This window comes from Actinophytocola sp. NPDC049390 (assembly GCF_044466355.1).
In the GTDB taxonomy this organism is placed as follows: domain Bacteria; phylum Actinomycetota; class Actinomycetes; order Mycobacteriales; family Pseudonocardiaceae; genus Actinophytocola.
On record NZ_JBITMQ010000004.1, the window covers coordinates 233338 to 247969 of the forward strand.

At 72.2% G+C, this 14632-nt stretch carries 18 protein-coding genes; 10 read left to right on the forward strand and 8 right to left on the reverse strand.

The window, feature by feature from the left end; genetic code table 11:
* Nucleotides 1–20 precede the first annotated feature (20 nt).
* Complete coding sequence (locus ACIBVP_RS14935; protein ID WP_396106666.1) at nucleotides 21–1085, reverse strand: TetR/AcrR family transcriptional regulator; 1065 nt, start codon at nucleotides 1083–1085, stop codon at nucleotides 21–23.
* 64 nt (nucleotides 1086–1149) lie between these two features.
* On the opposite strand from ACIBVP_RS14935, the gene ACIBVP_RS14940 reads away from it, so the two are divergent.
* The gene (locus ACIBVP_RS14940) at nucleotides 1150–2283 is read left to right on the forward strand and encodes a cytochrome P450 (protein ID WP_396106667.1); all 1134 of its coding nucleotides are present in this window, start codon (nucleotides 1150–1152) and stop codon (nucleotides 2281–2283) included.
* A 55-nt stretch (nucleotides 2284–2338) separates the two neighbouring features.
* The gene (locus ACIBVP_RS14945; RefSeq protein WP_396106668.1) at nucleotides 2339–2872 is read left to right on the forward strand and encodes a DoxX family protein; all 534 of its coding nucleotides are present in this window, start codon (nucleotides 2339–2341) and stop codon (nucleotides 2870–2872) included.
* 4 nt (nucleotides 2873–2876) lie between these two features.
* On the opposite strand, the gene ACIBVP_RS14950 is transcribed toward ACIBVP_RS14945, so the two are convergent.
* Complete coding sequence (locus ACIBVP_RS14950) at nucleotides 2877–3479, reverse strand: trimeric intracellular cation channel family protein (protein WP_396106669.1); 603 nt, start codon at nucleotides 3477–3479, stop codon at nucleotides 2877–2879.
* A gap of 116 nt (nucleotides 3480–3595) precedes the next feature.
* On the opposite strand from ACIBVP_RS14950, the gene ACIBVP_RS14955 reads away from it, so the two are divergent.
* A complete protein-coding gene (locus ACIBVP_RS14955; RefSeq protein ID WP_396106670.1) occupies nucleotides 3596–4576 on the forward strand; it encodes a LuxR C-terminal-related transcriptional regulator in 981 nt (326 codons plus the stop codon).
* A gap of 155 nt (nucleotides 4577–4731) precedes the next feature.
* Here ACIBVP_RS14955 and ACIBVP_RS14960 read toward each other — a convergent pair whose 3' ends face one another.
* Nucleotides 4732–4839 (reverse strand): LPXTG cell wall anchor domain-containing protein, encoded by a 108-nt coding sequence (locus ACIBVP_RS14960; RefSeq protein ID WP_396106671.1) that lies wholly within the window; start codon nucleotides 4837–4839, stop codon nucleotides 4732–4734.
* Nucleotides 4836–5201, reverse strand: coding sequence for a hypothetical protein (locus ACIBVP_RS14965; RefSeq protein WP_396106672.1), 366 nt, complete (start codon nucleotides 5199–5201; stop codon nucleotides 4836–4838). Before ACIBVP_RS14965 ends, ACIBVP_RS14960 begins: the two co-directional genes overlap by 4 nt.
* 225 nt (nucleotides 5202–5426) lie before the next feature.
* Between ACIBVP_RS14965 and ACIBVP_RS14970 the strand changes: the two genes are divergently transcribed.
* Genes ACIBVP_RS14970 through ACIBVP_RS15000 form a run of 7 tightly spaced genes read left to right on the forward strand, consistent with a single transcriptional unit; the run spans nucleotide 5427 to nucleotide 12019 of the window.
* A complete protein-coding gene (locus ACIBVP_RS14970; protein WP_396106673.1) occupies nucleotides 5427–7706 on the forward strand; it encodes an ATP-binding protein in 2280 nt (759 codons plus the stop codon).
* A 35-nt stretch (nucleotides 7707–7741) separates the two neighbouring features.
* Nucleotides 7742–8158 carry a roadblock/LC7 domain-containing protein gene (locus ACIBVP_RS14975; protein WP_396106674.1) on the forward strand — a complete coding sequence of 139 codons (417 nt, stop codon included), beginning with the start codon at nucleotides 7742–7744 and terminating at the stop codon, nucleotides 8156–8158.
* A gap of 5 nt (nucleotides 8159–8163) precedes the next feature.
* Nucleotides 8164–8535, forward strand: coding sequence for a DUF742 domain-containing protein (locus tag ACIBVP_RS14980; protein WP_396106675.1), 372 nt, complete (start codon nucleotides 8164–8166; stop codon nucleotides 8533–8535).
* Nucleotides 8516–9103: a GTP-binding protein gene (locus ACIBVP_RS14985; protein WP_396106676.1), complete on the forward strand. Its 588-nt coding sequence runs from the start codon at nucleotides 8516–8518 to the stop codon at nucleotides 9101–9103. Before ACIBVP_RS14980 ends, ACIBVP_RS14985 begins: the two co-directional genes overlap by 20 nt.
* Nucleotides 9104–9113: 10 nt before the next feature.
* Nucleotides 9114–9884, forward strand: a complete 771-nt coding sequence (locus ACIBVP_RS14990) for an MHYT domain-containing protein (protein ID WP_396106677.1) — start codon at nucleotides 9114–9116, stop codon at nucleotides 9882–9884.
* 38 nt (nucleotides 9885–9922) lie between these two features.
* A complete protein-coding gene (locus ACIBVP_RS14995; RefSeq protein WP_396106678.1) occupies nucleotides 9923–11872 on the forward strand; it encodes a GH25 family lysozyme in 1950 nt (649 codons plus the stop codon).
* A 15-nt stretch (nucleotides 11873–11887) separates the two neighbouring features.
* The gene (locus tag ACIBVP_RS15000; RefSeq protein ID WP_396106679.1) at nucleotides 11888–12019 is read left to right on the forward strand and encodes a hypothetical protein; all 132 of its coding nucleotides are present in this window, start codon (nucleotides 11888–11890) and stop codon (nucleotides 12017–12019) included.
* 7 nt (nucleotides 12020–12026) lie between these two features.
* Here ACIBVP_RS15000 and ACIBVP_RS15005 read toward each other — a convergent pair whose 3' ends face one another.
* From ACIBVP_RS15005 to ACIBVP_RS15020, 4 genes are all read right to left on the reverse strand, one after another.
* Nucleotides 12027–12182 carry a hypothetical protein gene (locus ACIBVP_RS15005; RefSeq protein ID WP_396106680.1) on the reverse strand — a complete coding sequence of 52 codons (156 nt, stop codon included), beginning with the start codon at nucleotides 12180–12182 and terminating at the stop codon, nucleotides 12027–12029.
* Nucleotides 12183–12310: 128 nt separating this feature from the next.
* Nucleotides 12311–13111 (reverse strand): hypothetical protein, encoded by an 801-nt coding sequence (locus ACIBVP_RS15010; protein ID WP_396106681.1) that lies wholly within the window; start codon nucleotides 13109–13111, stop codon nucleotides 12311–12313.
* Nucleotides 13099–13926 carry a protein phosphatase 2C domain-containing protein gene (locus tag ACIBVP_RS15015; RefSeq protein WP_396106682.1) on the reverse strand — a complete coding sequence of 276 codons (828 nt, stop codon included), beginning with the start codon at nucleotides 13924–13926 and terminating at the stop codon, nucleotides 13099–13101. Before ACIBVP_RS15015 ends, ACIBVP_RS15010 begins: the two co-directional genes overlap by 13 nt.
* A complete protein-coding gene (locus ACIBVP_RS15020; protein WP_396106683.1) occupies nucleotides 13926–14582 on the reverse strand; it encodes a VWA domain-containing protein in 657 nt (218 codons plus the stop codon). Before ACIBVP_RS15020 ends, ACIBVP_RS15015 begins: the two co-directional genes overlap by 1 nt.
* Nucleotides 14583–14632 lie beyond the last annotated feature (50 nt).

Here is a 14632-nt window from a genome sequence, read left to right on the forward strand (position 1 = left end):
CGCACGGGCTGCCCGGCCTGCTAGCTGGGAAAACCTCGGCTCACCGGATCGTGTTCGGCCGCCGCGACATGACACGCGCCGTAGCCTTCCGCGCGGGTGACGACCCGCCCGCGAGTGATGCGGAGGGCCACTTCCGTGGCGTCGCTTACCGCGGGCACACCCAGGGCGGCGGCCAGCTTGCCGGTGCCGTCGCACACGACGCGTAGCTTCGGCCACGCGTACTCCGGGAACGCCTGCCGCAGGCACCCCGCCAGCTCGGCCACCGCCATCCGCGCCAGCGGGATCAGCTCGCGCGGCGCGCCCGACACCAGCACCGCCGTGACCGTGGCGTCGGCCGGCGCGGCCCGCACCGCGTGCTCCGCGGCCGCCGCCCGGTGCAGGCCCAGCACCGCGACGACGCCGTCTTCCGCGAGCGACACCTCCGCGCCCCGCACCGAATCCCACGCGACGGGCGGTGACCACGGCTCGTCGACCGTCCGCGCCGGTGTCGTGAACGGCAGTGCCTGCCACTCGTCGTCCACGTCGAGGTACGCGAGCTGCGCGCACGCCGCCACCACGTTGAACGGCTCCACGAACCCCGGCGCGGCGGCCGCCAGCCTGCTCGCACCCTGCAACATCGTCAGCACGGTCTCGGCGACCCGCACCAGCCGCCCGTCCGGCCGCAGCCTCTCCAGCGCCAGTCCGAGCAGCACGGCGTCGAGTGCCATCAGCTGCGCGTACGGCTGCCGGGTCAGCTCCTCGGCCACGACCTCCGACAACGCGTCCCTGTCGAGCGCCACCTCCCCGGTCGCGGGCAGCCGCGCGAGCCACGCCCTCGCCAGCGCGGCGAGCGCGTCACCCGTCGTTCGGCCGGGTTGCGCGACCGTCGACGGCGCCCGCTCGGCCAGGTCCGCGAGCACGGCGAAGTACAGCGCGCGCTTGCCGGGGAAGTTGGAGTACACCGCGCCGCGGGTCAGGTCGGCCCGTTCGGCGATGAGGTCGATCTTCGCGTCCCGGTACCCGCGCTCGGCGAACTCCTCCCGCGCGGCGGTCAGGACGAGCGCGCGGTTGCGCTCCTGTGACTCCGCTCTGGAGAGGCGGCTCATGGTTGACAAGATACGCTGATCATTCAGATGATGAGATCATATGATCTGAACATATGGAGTGTGCATGTACGAGATCGACCTCAGCGACCCCGCGGTCATCACCGACCCGTTCACCGCCTACAACCGCGCCCGCGAGGCGGGGCCGGTGGCGCGGCTGAACGTGCCCGGCATGCCGATGTGGGCCCTGACCGGGCACGACGACGCCCGCGCGATGCTCACCGACCCGCGGTTCGCGATCCGGGCGGCGAGCTTCGTCGGCATCCCGGGCGTGCCCGACAGCTACGGGACCTACCTGCGGACGATGTCCGAGATGGACGGCCCGGACCACCTGCGGCTACGGCGCCTCGCCGCGCCCGGGTTCACGGCACGCCGCGCGCAGGACTTCCGGCCCGTCGTCGAACCGATCGTCGACAAGCTCCTCGCGAGCCTGCCGTCCGAGCCCGACCTGCTCCGCGACTTCGCGCGGCCGTTGCCGATGCTCGTCATCTGTGAGCTCGTGGGCATCCCGGAGCCGGACCGCGCCGCGTGGGTCGAGTGGGGCGCGATCGTCGCGTCCGGTGACGGCGCGCGGTTCGGCGAGGCGATCCCCGGCATCATCGAGGGCGCGAAGGCGCTGGTCGCGGCACGGCCGGAGACCGGTGTGGTCGCCGACCTCGTCCGCCAGGAGGACCGGCTGACCGACACGGAACTGGTGTCGCTCGTGTGGCACATCGTGCTCGCGGGCCAGACCCCGGCGAACCTGATCGCGAACGCGGTGGCCGACCTGTGGACCCGGCCCGAGGACCTGGCGGCGCTGCGCGCCGAGCCCGCGCTGTGGCCGGGTGCGGTGGAGGAGCTGATGCGCTGGTGCGGACCGCAGCTGCTGACCGTGCCGAGGTTCGCGGCCGAGGACGTCGACCTGCACGGTGTCCGCGTCGCGGCGGGCGAGATGGTGACCGTCGCGATCGCCGCCGCCAACCGCGACCCGCGTGTGTTCGCCGACCCGGACCGCTTCGACCTCCGGCGCGGCGCGGCGACGCAGATCGGGTTCGGGCACGGGCCCCACTTCTGCCTCGGTGCGGCGCACGCGCGGGTGCAGACGGAGGTGGCGTTGGCCGCGCTCGTGTCCCGCGGACTCACGCTCGCGGGTGAACCGGTGCGGGCGATGGACCCCGGCACGTGGCGTCTCGATGAGCTGCCGGTGCGCATGGGCGTGTGAGCACCGCGGTTTCCGGGTAAGTCGGCCTCCAACCAAACACAGGAGGTCGGACCCCATGATCCTGCGCCGGATCGCGCGTCCGATGCTGGCGGCCGTTTTCGTGTCCGGCGGCATCAACACGCTGCGCAACCCCAAACCCCGCGTCGAAACCGCCGGGCCCGCCGTCGACAAGGTCGCGAACCGGGTCCGGGGCAGGATCCCGGACCGGGCCATGGACCGGGTGCCGGACAAGGTCGTCGACAAGGTCCCCACCGACACGGAGTCACTGGTCAAGATCAACGCGGCCGCACAGGTCGGGGCCGGGATCATGCTCGGCATCGGCAGGTTCCCCCGGCTCGCCGCGCTGGTGCTGGCCGGCAGCACGGTGCCGACGACGCTCGCCGGCCATGCCTTCTGGGAGAAGAGCGACCCGGCGGAGCGGGCTCACCAGCAGGTCCAGTTCCTCAAGAACATGGGTCTGGTCGGCGGTCTCCTCCTCGCGGCGGCCGACACCGGCGGCAAGCCGTCCGCCGCGTGGCGGGCCAAGCACGCGGCCCGCTCCGCCGCGGCCACCGTGCAGGGCACGGTCAGCTCGGTGCTGCCCGGATGACAGCTCAGGTTCGTGGGGGCGGGGGCAGCTGCCAGCGGCGGGTGATGGCCAGGACGCGCAGCACCGTGCCCACCGCGGCGCCCGCGATCGCGGCCGGGACCTGGGGGAGACCCAGCTCCACGGCCACGACGAACACCAGCGCGGACAGCATGGCGACGGAGACGTAGACGTCCTTGCGCACCAGCACGGCCCGCTCACCGGCGAGCACGTCACGCAGGATGCCGCCGCAGGTCGCGGTGAGGATGCCCATCACGACGGCGACCGGCGCCACCACGCCCTCGTCCCGTGCGATCAGGGCGCCGACGACCGCGAACGCGCTGATCCCCAGCGCGTCCAGGAACAGCAGTGTCTGCCTGCGCCGGGGCCCGGCGCCGACGAACCACATCAGCGTCGCGGCGCCCACGCAGACGTAGAGGTAGCCCGGCGCCTGCAGCCAGAAGACGGGCCGGTCGAGCGCGAGGTCGCGCAGCGTGCCGCCACCGATGCCGGCCACCGTGCCGAGCAGGGCCGCCGACACCAGGTCGAGCCGCCGGTCCCGGGCACGGACCGTGCTGCCCATCGCGAACGTCGCGACACCGACGTAGTCCAGAACCGCGGTCAACACCACGTCCGGCAGTCTCACATGGACGGTGCGGGCCGGAAGCATCCCCACCACCCCGTTCGCGCGTCACCAGTACCGAAGCGGTGTCGATACCGTGCTTCGGTGCGGACGGAGGTCGGGCGATGACGGACAGGATGCTGACGGGGCTGGTGTCGGACGAGGCCGCGGCGGCATACGACCGGTTGCACGAGGCCGTGCACCTGCCGGTCGGCGCCGGTCCCGGCCGGTTCGACCCCGACGACAGCCCGGCGCGGGAGCTGCTCGACGCGGGCCTGATCACGTTCGCGGGCCACGGCGACGGCCGCCGCGCCCGCGCGGTGCACCCGTCGATCGCGCTGCGCAGGCTGCTCGACCGGCAGCACCGGCACCTGACCGTGCTGCAGTCCGGCCTGGCCGAGACGTGGCAGCGCTTCGCCGCGCTGGTGTCCCCGGTCAGCGGCCTGACCGACGGCGACCTGGACGGCGAGGACGTCCGCGCCGTGCGCGACCGCGCCGAGATGGCCCGGCTCGCGGCGGGGCTGTACCGGTCACCGCGCAGGTTGCTGCGTGCCACGTTCACCGCCCGCTCCGGCAACGAACCGACGACCGAGGGCCTGCTGCTGCCCCCTCCCGACTCGATCGCGGCGGGTGTGGAGTTCCGCATGCTGTACGACGCGCAGCACGCGGCGGACAACTGGGGTTCCTACAGCATCGAACAGTCCGTGCTGGCCGGCGAGCAGGCGCGGGTGCGTCAGACGGTGCCGCTGAAGATGATGCACGTCGACGACACGGTCGCCCTCGTCACCATCGACCACAGGGGTGCCCGCGGTGCGCTGCACATCGAGTCCCCGGCCCTGCTGAAACTGCTGGCGGAGTGGTTCGACGCGATGTGGTCCGCGCCGGACACGACCCCGATCGGCGGCAAGGTGCCGGACGAGCTGACGCCCGCCCGGCAGAAGGTGCTGACCCTGCTCGCGTCCGGGCTGACCGACGAGTCGATCGCCAACCACACGGGGACGGCCGTCCGCACGGTGCGCAGGCACGTGAGCGCGATCCTGGAGATCCTGCAGGTGGACAGCCGGTTCGCGGCGGGCGTGGCCGCGGTACGCCGCGGCTGGCTATAGCCGGGCGCACCGAGCCGGACTCGCGGGATGGCCGAAAGGGGACATTGACCGCAAGAGCACTCGTGGTGGTGACGCCGTGACCCGATGCTTGCTCCGTGATCGCGGAGGGAGTCAGGATGCGCGGCGTCACCGATTCCGGGTGAGGCTCGGGGCTGCTACTGGTCGCGGCGCCTCCGGCGGGTGAACAGGAGCAGCCCCAGGCCCAGCGCCAGCACCACCACGCCCGCGATGACCATCTCCGTCACCGCCGTCACCGCCGTCACGCCGGTCCGCCCTGCGGCACGGGTGTCACCGGCGCCGTGACCTGGGCGGTCACCGTGTCCGTCGCGTCGAGCGTGGTCCGGCACGTCGTCGACTCGCCCGGTGTCAGGATCGCCGGGAGGCAGTCCATTGTGGACACCTCGTGTAGCGTGACCGGGCGGGTGTTGGGCGCCGTGACCGCGTACGTCACCGTGGGCGCACCGTCCACACCGGACTCGCCGTCGGAGCCGCCCACGCCCGGTGCGCCGTCCGCGTACTCGAAGACCTGTGGTGACGGCGCCGCCGACGCCGTGCCGGCGGAAGTGACGCTGACCACACCGGCGGCGAGCAGCGTCACGAGGGCAGCGGAAACCCTGCGAATCATTGACACACCCAATATGTCCCGAGACCGCTGGTGCCCGAGTCCGACCCCCGACAGTCAGTGACGACGGTGGCCAGCGGTGTGCCGTGCCGTGCGACGTGGACGATCTTGCCACGGTCGTCAAATTCCGAACCGTGTCTTGACAGCGACCGTCCGTTCCGATTGTGTGCTCAGGCCAGGTCGGACTGTAATGCGAATCACCCACGCCGGAAGTCAGGGCGGACAGTAATGGGCAGTGGGGCCCAGGAGACGCGCGAGCGCGACTCCACGAGATGGCGCATCGACAACTGGAACCTGCGGACGAAGGTGGCGGCGGTCCTGCTGCTGCCCGCAATCATCGCGCTCGTGCTCGGTGCGGTCCGCGTGCAGTCGCGACTGGACGAGGCGAACCGGCTGAGCACGATCCGCGACCAGATGGCGGTGCTCGGCGAATCGTTGCGGCTGGCGGATCTCGTCGTCGACGAGATGGTCACCGCGGTGATCAACGACCGGGGTGACCGCCCGCGCCTGCGCACGCAGCGAGCGGCCGTCGACCGGCAGGTGGTCACCGTGCGCGAGGCCGTGGACTTCGCGCGGCTGCCCGCACAGGTCGACCGGACGCTGTCCGACGCGCTCGGCCGGCTCGCCGCGGTGCGCGTCCAGACCAGCAACGACGTCGGTGACCCCGTCACGGACCTCGCCGCCTACCAGGAGGTCGTCAACGGCCTCACCGAACTGGTGCCCGGCGTGGTCGAGGTGGCGCGGAGCGGCGACCTCGACGATCTGTCCACTTCGGTCCGGTCGCTGTTGCTGCTGCGCTCGTCGCTCGCCGCCGAGGAGGCGCTGATCCGGCACACGACCGCGCCCGGCAACCGCGCGATCGCCGCAGCGGCACAACAGTCGGCCGCCGAGGAACGCGTGCTCGGCGAGCAACTGCAGCTCGACCTGCCCGACCGCGCCGCCGCCGACTTCGCCGCCGCGACCGACACCGCGGCCGCCCGCCGCGCCACGCTGCGGCAGGCCGTCGTCGACCCGCGTGCGGTGGACCTGCGGGACCTGCTGCCGAACCTGCGCACCGAGACCGATCGTGTCCGCGAGCTGTCACGGACACTCGTCACCTCGCTCGGTGACACGGTCGCCGCCCGCACCAGCGAGGCCCGTTCCGCCGCCCTGCGGGACGCCGCCATCGTGATCGCCGCGCTGCTCACCGCGCTCGCCGTCGCACTGGTCGTCGCGCGATCGCTGCTGTCGCCGGTCCGGCGGCTGCGGGAGGCAGCGTTGCGCGCCGCCCGCGAACAGCTGCCGAAGACCGTCGAGCGCGTGCGTGCCGGTGAACAGGTCGACTGGACGTCCGTGCAGGCCGTGCCGGTGCGTGGCACCGAGGAGATCGGCCAGCTGGCGCGGGCGTTCGACGACATGCACGCGCAGGCCGTCCGCCTCGCCGGTGAACAGGCCGAGCTGCGCAGGCAGGTCAGCGAGATGTTCATGACGCTGTCCCGCCGCAGCCAGACGCTCGTCGAGTCGCAGCTCGAGGTGATCGAGAACCTGGAGAACGACGAGCAGGACCCGCGCAGGCTCGCCGGGTTGTTCCGGCTCGACCACCTCGCGACCCGCCTGCGCCGCAACGGGGAGAACCTGCAGGTGCTCGCGGGCGGCACCCCCGCGCGCCGCGACACGTCACCGGTCACGGTCGTGGAGCTGTTGCGCGCGGCCACGTCCGAGATCGACGACTACCAGCGCATCACGCTCGCGCACGCCCCGACCGGCTCGGTCCGCGCGTCCGCGGCGGCCGACGTCGTGCACATCCTTTCCGAGCTGCTGGAGAACGCGACCCGCTTCTCGCCGCCGGACCGCAAGGTCGTCCTGTCCGCCGACCGCGGCGCCGACGGCGGCCTGCTGTTCGAGGTCGTCGACGCCGGTCTCGGCATGGCGGCCGACGACATCGCCGCCGCGAACGAACGGCTCGCGGCGACCGACGCCGTCGACCCGGAGACCACCCGCCGCATGGGGCTGTACGTGGTGAGCCGCCTCGCCGCCCGCCACGGCGTGCTGGTCCGGCTGCGGCCCACGTTCGAACGCGCGAACCACGCCGGGATCACCGCCAGCATCCACGTGCCGGGCACGCTGGTCATCGCGGGCACCACACCGGAGAGCATGGCCGCCGCCACCCTCACCGTCGCGGTCCCGGCGCGCAAGGAGATCGCCGCCGCCGCGCCTCCCGAGCTCGCGCCGGAACCCGCCACCTCGAGCTGGTTCGTCGAGGAGACCGTGCCGGAGGAGCCGCCGTCGAACCAGTGGCTCACCCCGGCCGTGCCGGTGCGCGAGCCCGTACCGCAACAACCCGCCACCACGGCGAACGGCCTCCCCGTCCGCACGCCCGGTGCGCGCGCACTGCCCGCCGAACGCCCCAAAACCGCTCCGCGGACCGGCTTCCGGGACCCCGAGGCGATCAGGAGCAACCTCTCCCGGCACTACGACGGCGTGCTCGCCGCGCGCCGTGCCCGTGAGCAGCCCGGGTCGGCGGGATGAACACGGGGCCGAACAAGGATGGGAAAGCACACGAGATGAGTGAAGGCACGACTGCCACCGAGCAGTCGCTCGGCTGGCTGGTTTCCGCGTTCACACAGGAGGTGCCCGGCGTCGCGCACGCGGTGCTGGTGTCCGCGGACGGCCTGCTCGTCGCGGCGAGCGACGCGCTGCCACGGGACCGGGCCGACCAGCTGTCCGCGCTCACCGCGGGGCTCACGAGCCTGACGGTCGGCGCCGCGGACCTGTTCACCGCGGGCCGCGTCGTCCAGTCGGTGATCGAGATGGAGGGCGGGTTCCTGCTGCTGATGAGCGTCGGCGACGGCTCGCACCTCGCGGTGATCGCCGCCGCCGGGTGCGACATCGGGCTCGTCGGGTACGAGATGACGCTGCTCGTCGACCGGGTCGGGCGGATGGTCGACACGCCCGTGCGCGGAGCGCCGGAACAGGGCTGACACGGGTGGGCAGAACCGACGACGGGGAACGGCCGTCGCCAGCGCTCGCGCGGCCGTACTCGTGGACCGAGGGGCGAACCGAGCCGACGGTCGAGATCGCGGTCGAGGCACGGGTGGTGACCACCGCGGCGGGCCGTGACCTGCCGCCGAGGCTGACCAGTGCCGCGTGGACGATCACGCAGCTGTGCCTGCGTCCCCGGTCGGTGGCCGAGCTGGCCGCGTACCTCGCGGTGCCGCTCGGGGTGGTGAAGGTGCTGGTCGCCGACCTGCTTGCCGAGGGGATGGTGCACGTCGAGGCCACCCTCGCCCGCGACGCGGACGACGCGCAGCGGCGCGAGCTGATCGAGAGGGTCCTGAGTGGACTACGGGCGAAGTGAACGGATCACGTCGGCGAAGATCGTGGTGGCCGGCGGTTTCGGGGTCGGGAAGACCACGTTCGTCGGTGCGATGTCGGAGATCACCCCGTTGCGCACCGAGGCGTTGATGACCAGCGCGAGCGTCGGCGTCGACGAGCTGTCGGTGACCCCGAACAAGCTCGCCACCACCGTCGCCATGGACTTCGGCAGGCTGACACTCGCGAGCGATCTCGTGCTGTACGTGTTCGGCACCCCGGGCCAGCGGCGGTTCTGGTTCATGTGGGACGACATCGTGCAGGGCGCGGTCGCCGCGGTGGTGCTGGTGGACACGCGGCGGCTCGCGGACGGGTTCTCCGCCATCGACTACTTCGAGTCGCGCGGCATGCCGTTCCTGGTGGCGGTCAACGAGTTCGACGGCGCCCGCCGCTTCACCACCGACGAGGTGCGCGAGGCGCTGCGGATCGCGCCGGACATCCGGATCGTCACCTGCGACGCCCGTGACGGGAAGTCGGCCACGGGCGTGCTGATCGCCGCGAGCGAGCACGCACTGTCCACTCTGGACGCGCGGCGGCCGGTCCGCCGGTACTGAGAGGTCTGCCATGGTCAACCACTTCGAGATGGGTGTCTGGCTGCTGTTCCTCGCGTACGTCACGTCGTTCACCGGCGCGACGATCGGCCTGGCGTGCACCGTGCGGTCCCGCGCCGCGACGACACCGGCGGTGCGTGTCGCGTGGCTCGTGCTCGCGTCGCTGTCGATCGGCGGGGTCGGCGTGTGGCTGATGCACTTCATCGCGCTGCTCGGGTTCGGCACCCCGGGCAACCCGATCCGGTACGACGTCGGCAGGACGCTGCTGTCGGCGGTGCTCGCGGTGTCGGCCGTGTTCGGGGGCCTGGCGCTGCTGGGGCAGCGGTTCGTGCCGTGGCGGCTCGCGGTCGCCGGGGCGGTCACCGGGCTCGCGGTGGTCCTCATGCACTACACCGGCATGTGGGCGGTGAACGTGCGCGGAACCGTGGACTACCAGCCGGGTCTCGTGGTGCTGTCGGTGATCGTCGCCTTGCTGGCCGCGACCGCCGCGCTGTGGTTCGCCGTGACGGTGGACCGGTTGCCGATGCGGCTGGCCGCGGGCGCGGTCCTCGCGCTGGCGTCGACGGGCATGCACTACACGGGCATGGCGGCGATGACCGTGCGGTTGGACGCGGCGGCACCGGATCCGCGCGGCGTCGAGGTGTTCAGCTTCCTGTTCCCCGTGTTCGTGCTCGCGGCCGCGGCGCTGGCGCTGCCGATCGTCGCGCTGCTGACCGTCAACCCCGACAACGATTCCCCGAGTGTGACGCGATCGGGTGTAACTGTCGCCATACAGGAGCGATGAGAAAACGAAGAGATCTTTCGGTCCCCAGGGGGAGTTCCATGCGGCGTTTGCTCGGTGCGGTTCTGGCTGCGGTGGTGTCGGCGGGGGCGGTGGTGGCGCTCGCGCCCGCCGCGAACGCCGAGGAGCGGGAGTACCCGGTCGTCGGCGGTGAGGTCCGCGACAACGTCGACAGGACGCACAGCCCGCGGATGGCGCAGGAGTTCGACCGCGCGGCGCCCAGGACGATGTCCGCCGCCGCCGACTACGTGCGCGGCATCGACGTGTCGAGGTGGCAGCACCCGAACGAAGGGCCGATCGACTGGTCGCAGGTGGCGGGCAGCGGCGTCCGGTTCGTCGGGATCAAGGCCACCGAGGGCCACTACTACCAGAACAAGTTCTACGCGGGTGACATGAGCGGCGCCCAGGGCGCCGGTATGTACTCGTTCGCGTACCACTTCGCGACGCCGAACGACTCGAGCGGTCTCGTGCAGGCCGACTACTTCCTGAACTTCGCGAACTTCACGCCCAACGGCAAGACGCTGCGGCCCGCGGTCGACCTCGAGTGGAACCCGTACACGTCCACGAACGACTGCTACGACAAGACCCCCGCGCAGCTCGTCGCCTGGATCCAGGAGTTCGTCAACCGCGTCAAGCAGCGCACCGGCCTCGAGCCGATCATCTACACGGCCGCCTCGTGGTGGCAGGAGTGCGTCGGCAACAGCACCGCGTTCGGGGCGCACCCGCTGTGGGTGGCGTCGTGGACGGAAACCCCGGCGCTGCCCGCGGGCTGGTCCAACTGGGACCTGTGGCAGTACAGCGACAAGACCAGCGTCCCCGGCATCACCGGCGACGTCGACGGCAACTACGTCCGCGGCGGTGAGGCCGCGTTGTCCGCGCTGGCGGCGAAGGCGTCCGACCCGGCCGGCTACACCTCGATCGCCCCGACCCGAGTCCTCGACACCCGGAGCGCGATCGGCGTGCCCACCACCACTCCCGTCGGCACCCGCCAGACGGTCACGCTGGACCTGTCGGCCCGCATCCCGGCCACCGCGACGGCCGCGGTCCTCAACGTCACGGCGATCGCGGGTTCCACCACGTTCGTCACCGTGTGGCCCGCCGGTTCCACCAAGCCGATCTCGTCGAACCTCAACCTGGCCGCCGGCGAGGTCCGCCCGAACCTGGTGACCGTGCAGCTCAACGCGGACCGCAGGGTGTCGCTGTACAACAACTACGGCAACACGCACCTGATCGCCGACCTCGCGGGCTGGTACGACACCTCGGGCACCGGCCTCTACACCGCCCTCGCGCCGCAACGCGCGCTGGACACCAGGACGTCCACGGGACCGGTCGGCACCCGCGCCAAGATCACGCTGGACCTGTCGTCGCGCGTCCCCGAGACCGCGACCGCGGTGACGCTGAACCTGACCGGCGTCGGCGCGACGGACTCCACGTTCGTCTCCGCGTACCCGACCGGCACCACGCGGCCCAGCGCGTCGAACCTGAACCTGGCGAACGCGAACGCGACGTCCAACCTGGTCACCGTGCAGCTCGGCACGAACCGGTCGATCGACCTGTACAACCACTACGGCCAGGTCCACCTGATCGCCGACCTGGCCGGCTACTACAGCACCGGCACGGGCGCGAAGTTCGTCGCGCTGTCCCCGATGCGGGTCATCGACACCCGCGTCAACCGCGTCACCTGGGCCGCGGTGAGCGGCGGCGGCGCCGCGTTCACGCTGAACATGGCGGGCCCGATCCCGTCGGGCGCGACAGCGGCGGTGATGAACGTGACGGGCGTCCAGCCGACGCTCGCCACGTACCTCGCCACCTACCCGAAGACCAGCAGCACGCCGACCCGCCCGAGCACGTCGAACGTCCAGCTCGCGAAGGGGCAGATCCTGCCGAACCTCGTGTCGGTGGCGCTGGGCCCCAACCGTGACGTGTGGATGTTCAACAACTCGGGCTCGATCCACGTGATCGCCGACCTGGCGGGCTACTTCGCCCCGTAGGCGCACAATGGAGGCATGACGGAAGAGGGCGGCGAGTCGGTCTGCTGGCTCAACCGCGTGTGCCCGGAGTGTGGCGCGCTCGCCGATGACGAGCCGCCCACTCCGTGCCCGCGTTGCGGCGAGACCATTCCGGCGCCGGAGGACTGACACTCGTTCACGGCGCGGCCAGGTCGTTCACCTGGGACGTCGTGTCGACCGGCGCGACGTCGGGTGAGCCGCCGACCCCCAGGTAGATCCCGAGCGCGACGCCGAGCACGAAAGACACCGCCACCAGCCGCAGCATTCCCGACAGCGAGACGAGGATTCTCATCGGTTCCTCCACGAATTCGTTGGCAGTTCGAGAATGCGCGCGGCGAGAACACGTGGGTACCCGTTTCCCGTTGCCGGAGAAGAAAGAGACGGGAAACGGTGCGGCTACCCCCACGGGCCGCACCGCGGTCAGGACAGCGCGCCGAGCCAGCACTCGGCGGCGGGCCGCTGTCCCGGTTCGGCCGCGCGGGTGGCGAGCACGGACAGCGCGGGCCTGAGCCGGGTACGCGGCAGCGGCTTCGCGCGCACCTCCTCCGGTGTCACGCGGTGGTCGCCGAACAGGAGCCGCAGCGTCAGCAGCGCGACCTTGTACCGGTCGGTGTCCAGCGTGACCTCGCGCGGACCGGCCGGGTCCACCCAGCCCGCCGTGTCCGCAGGCCGCACCGCGGGCGGCCGCCCGGCGAGCCGGAAGCCGTCGCAGTCGATGGCGAACACGCCGGGACCGTCGCGCAGCGTCCACAGCAGGTTCCGCATCGACACGTCGCCGACCATGACGTCGTGGCGGTGCAGCTCGGCGAACAGCTCGAGGTAGCCGACGGCGATGCGCCGCCGCTCCTCCTCGGTCGGCAGCGCCAGGTCCGCCCACATCGCGCGTTTCGGGTACAGCAGGTACTGCAGCTCCAGCAGCCGCCGCCTGCCCGCGATCGTCGTGGTGAACCGGGCGGGCGCCTCCGGCATCAGCAGCCCGACGCACCGGCCGCGGTCGAACACCCGGCCGCTCGGCCACGCCGTCCGCGTCGCGACCGACTGTCGCGCGGGCAGGTCGATGAGCCGCCCCAGCTCGCCCGACAGCACGGTCACCTCGCGGTGGTACAGCTTGAGGAGCGTCCCCGCCGGCCTGCTCAGCCGGAACACCGTGCCCTGCCCGCCTTCCGCGATCCGGTCCGCCGCCACGAGGTCGGCGAGTTGTGCGTCCCCTACCGGGCCCACACCACAACCGCCGTCCGGTCCTCGTCGAACGCGCGGAGGTCGAACTGCAGGTGGTGCAGGAAGGCGACCGGGCCGGGCGGCCGCGCCCACGCCTGCGCCAGGTACGTGCCGACCGGCGACTCCCGCACGGGGATGCCGACCCCGGCGGACGTGACCGCCAGCGCCTCACCCGGACGCAGGACCCCGCGCACCCCGTCGGCGGGGCCACGTGGCGTCGGCAGGCACTCGGTGCCGCCGCCGCGTTTGCCGAACAACGGCACGAACACCCCGTCGGTCAGCATCAGCGCCGGGCTGTCGCCGACCCGCACCGCCCGGTACCGGTGCCCCTGCCCGGTCCAGCCCAACTCGACGGCGGCGACGGTCAGCGTCGTCCGCCTCGTCTCCGGTGCCGGGCCCGCCTCCCGGACCGCCCGGTCGGCGGCACGCAGCGCGCCGACCATGTCCACGACGTCGAGGTCCGCGCCGGGCAGTGCCCACGTCAGGTAGTTGATCGCGTGCCGGACCGCGAGGTGCGCGCCGCGGTGGGCGTGGCTGGCATCGCCGACGCCGTCCGCGACCGCGACGAGCACGAACCGGCCGCCCAGCTCCGCGACGCCCATGGCGTCCTGCCGGACGTGCCCGTTGACCCGGTGCCTGGCGCCGCGGCTGGACGCGGCACGCACCTCGAGCGTGCCGACCCGGGCCGCGTCGGCGACCGTGTCCGGCACGTCGGTCACCCCGTCCAGCCGCCACGGCTCGCCCGTGGTCCGTGACGGCTGGCCGAGCTCACGTGGGCGGAAGACACCCACGTCGCCCCAGACGCGGTCGTCGGTCATCACAGCGCATCGATCCTCAGCGCGGTGAAGCCCGTCACCTGCGTCGGGACCCGCAGCAGCAGGTCGCTGTCGCCCGCGGTGCGCACGACCGAGGTGGTGAGCGCCAGCGCGAACCCGTGCAGCGCGGCCGCCGGGCTGACCCCGCCGTGGCTCATGAACGCCTGGAACGTGCCGATGCGGCCGATGGTCGCGGCGTCCGCGTCGCCGATCCCGAACGCGATGATGTTCGGCCGCGCCGCCCAGTCCGGGTCGACGAGCCGCTCGTACGCCGACGGCCACACCGCGGGGTCGGTGGGATGCCCGTCGGACAGGAAGAACACGGCGGGCCGGTACACCTGGTGCGCGTCGGCCTTGAGCGCGGCGACGTCCTCCTCGATGGTCTCGCGCAGCACCGTGAACGCGGCGCCGAAGTTCGTGCCGGTCTGCGTGGCCAGCCCGACGAGGCGCACCACGTCGCTCGGCCTGCACAGCGGCTGTAACACTTCCGCGCTTCCCGCGAACCCGATGAGACAGAACCTTGTCTTGTCGGCCACCACGGGGTCGGAACCGACGGCGGTGTGCAGTTGCGCCAACCCGTCGTTCAACGCGTCGAGGTGGTCGGCCATCGAATACGACTGGTCGCACACAACGTAAAAAGGCAGTATCTGTTCCGGCATTCTCGCCCTCCTGGAGGGAGAGGATGACGCGCGGACCCGCACCAGATCTG

Coding starts and splice junctions, on each gene's coding strand:
- ACIBVP_RS14935 (WP_396106666.1), bottom strand. CDS start 1,085: ATGAGCCGCCTCTCCAGAGCGGAGTCACAGGAGCGCAACCGCGCGCTC.
- ACIBVP_RS14940 (WP_396106667.1), top strand. CDS start 1,150: ATGTACGAGATCGACCTCAGCGACCCCGCGGTCATCACCGACCCGTTC.
- ACIBVP_RS14945 (WP_396106668.1), top strand. CDS start 2,339: ATGATCCTGCGCCGGATCGCGCGTCCGATGCTGGCGGCCGTTTTCGTG.
- ACIBVP_RS14955 (WP_396106670.1), top strand. CDS start 3,596: ATGACGGACAGGATGCTGACGGGGCTGGTGTCGGACGAGGCCGCGGCG.
- ACIBVP_RS14965 (WP_396106672.1), bottom strand. CDS start 5,201: ATGATTCGCAGGGTTTCCGCTGCCCTCGTGACGCTGCTCGCCGCCGGT.
- ACIBVP_RS14970 (WP_396106673.1), top strand. CDS start 5,427: ATGGGCAGTGGGGCCCAGGAGACGCGCGAGCGCGACTCCACGAGATGG.
- ACIBVP_RS14975 (WP_396106674.1), top strand. CDS start 7,742: ATGAGTGAAGGCACGACTGCCACCGAGCAGTCGCTCGGCTGGCTGGTT.
- ACIBVP_RS14990 (WP_396106677.1), top strand. CDS start 9,114: ATGGTCAACCACTTCGAGATGGGTGTCTGGCTGCTGTTCCTCGCGTAC.
- ACIBVP_RS14995 (WP_396106678.1), top strand. CDS start 9,923: ATGCGGCGTTTGCTCGGTGCGGTTCTGGCTGCGGTGGTGTCGGCGGGG.
- ACIBVP_RS15000 (WP_396106679.1), top strand. CDS start 11,888: ATGACGGAAGAGGGCGGCGAGTCGGTCTGCTGGCTCAACCGCGTGTGC.
- ACIBVP_RS15005 (WP_396106680.1), bottom strand. CDS start 12,182: ATGAGAATCCTCGTCTCGCTGTCGGGAATGCTGCGGCTGGTGGCGGTG.
- ACIBVP_RS15015 (WP_396106682.1), bottom strand. CDS start 13,926: ATGACCGACGACCGCGTCTGGGGCGACGTGGGTGTCTTCCGCCCACGT.
- ACIBVP_RS15020 (WP_396106683.1), bottom strand. CDS start 14,582: ATGCCGGAACAGATACTGCCTTTTTACGTTGTGTGCGACCAGTCGTAT.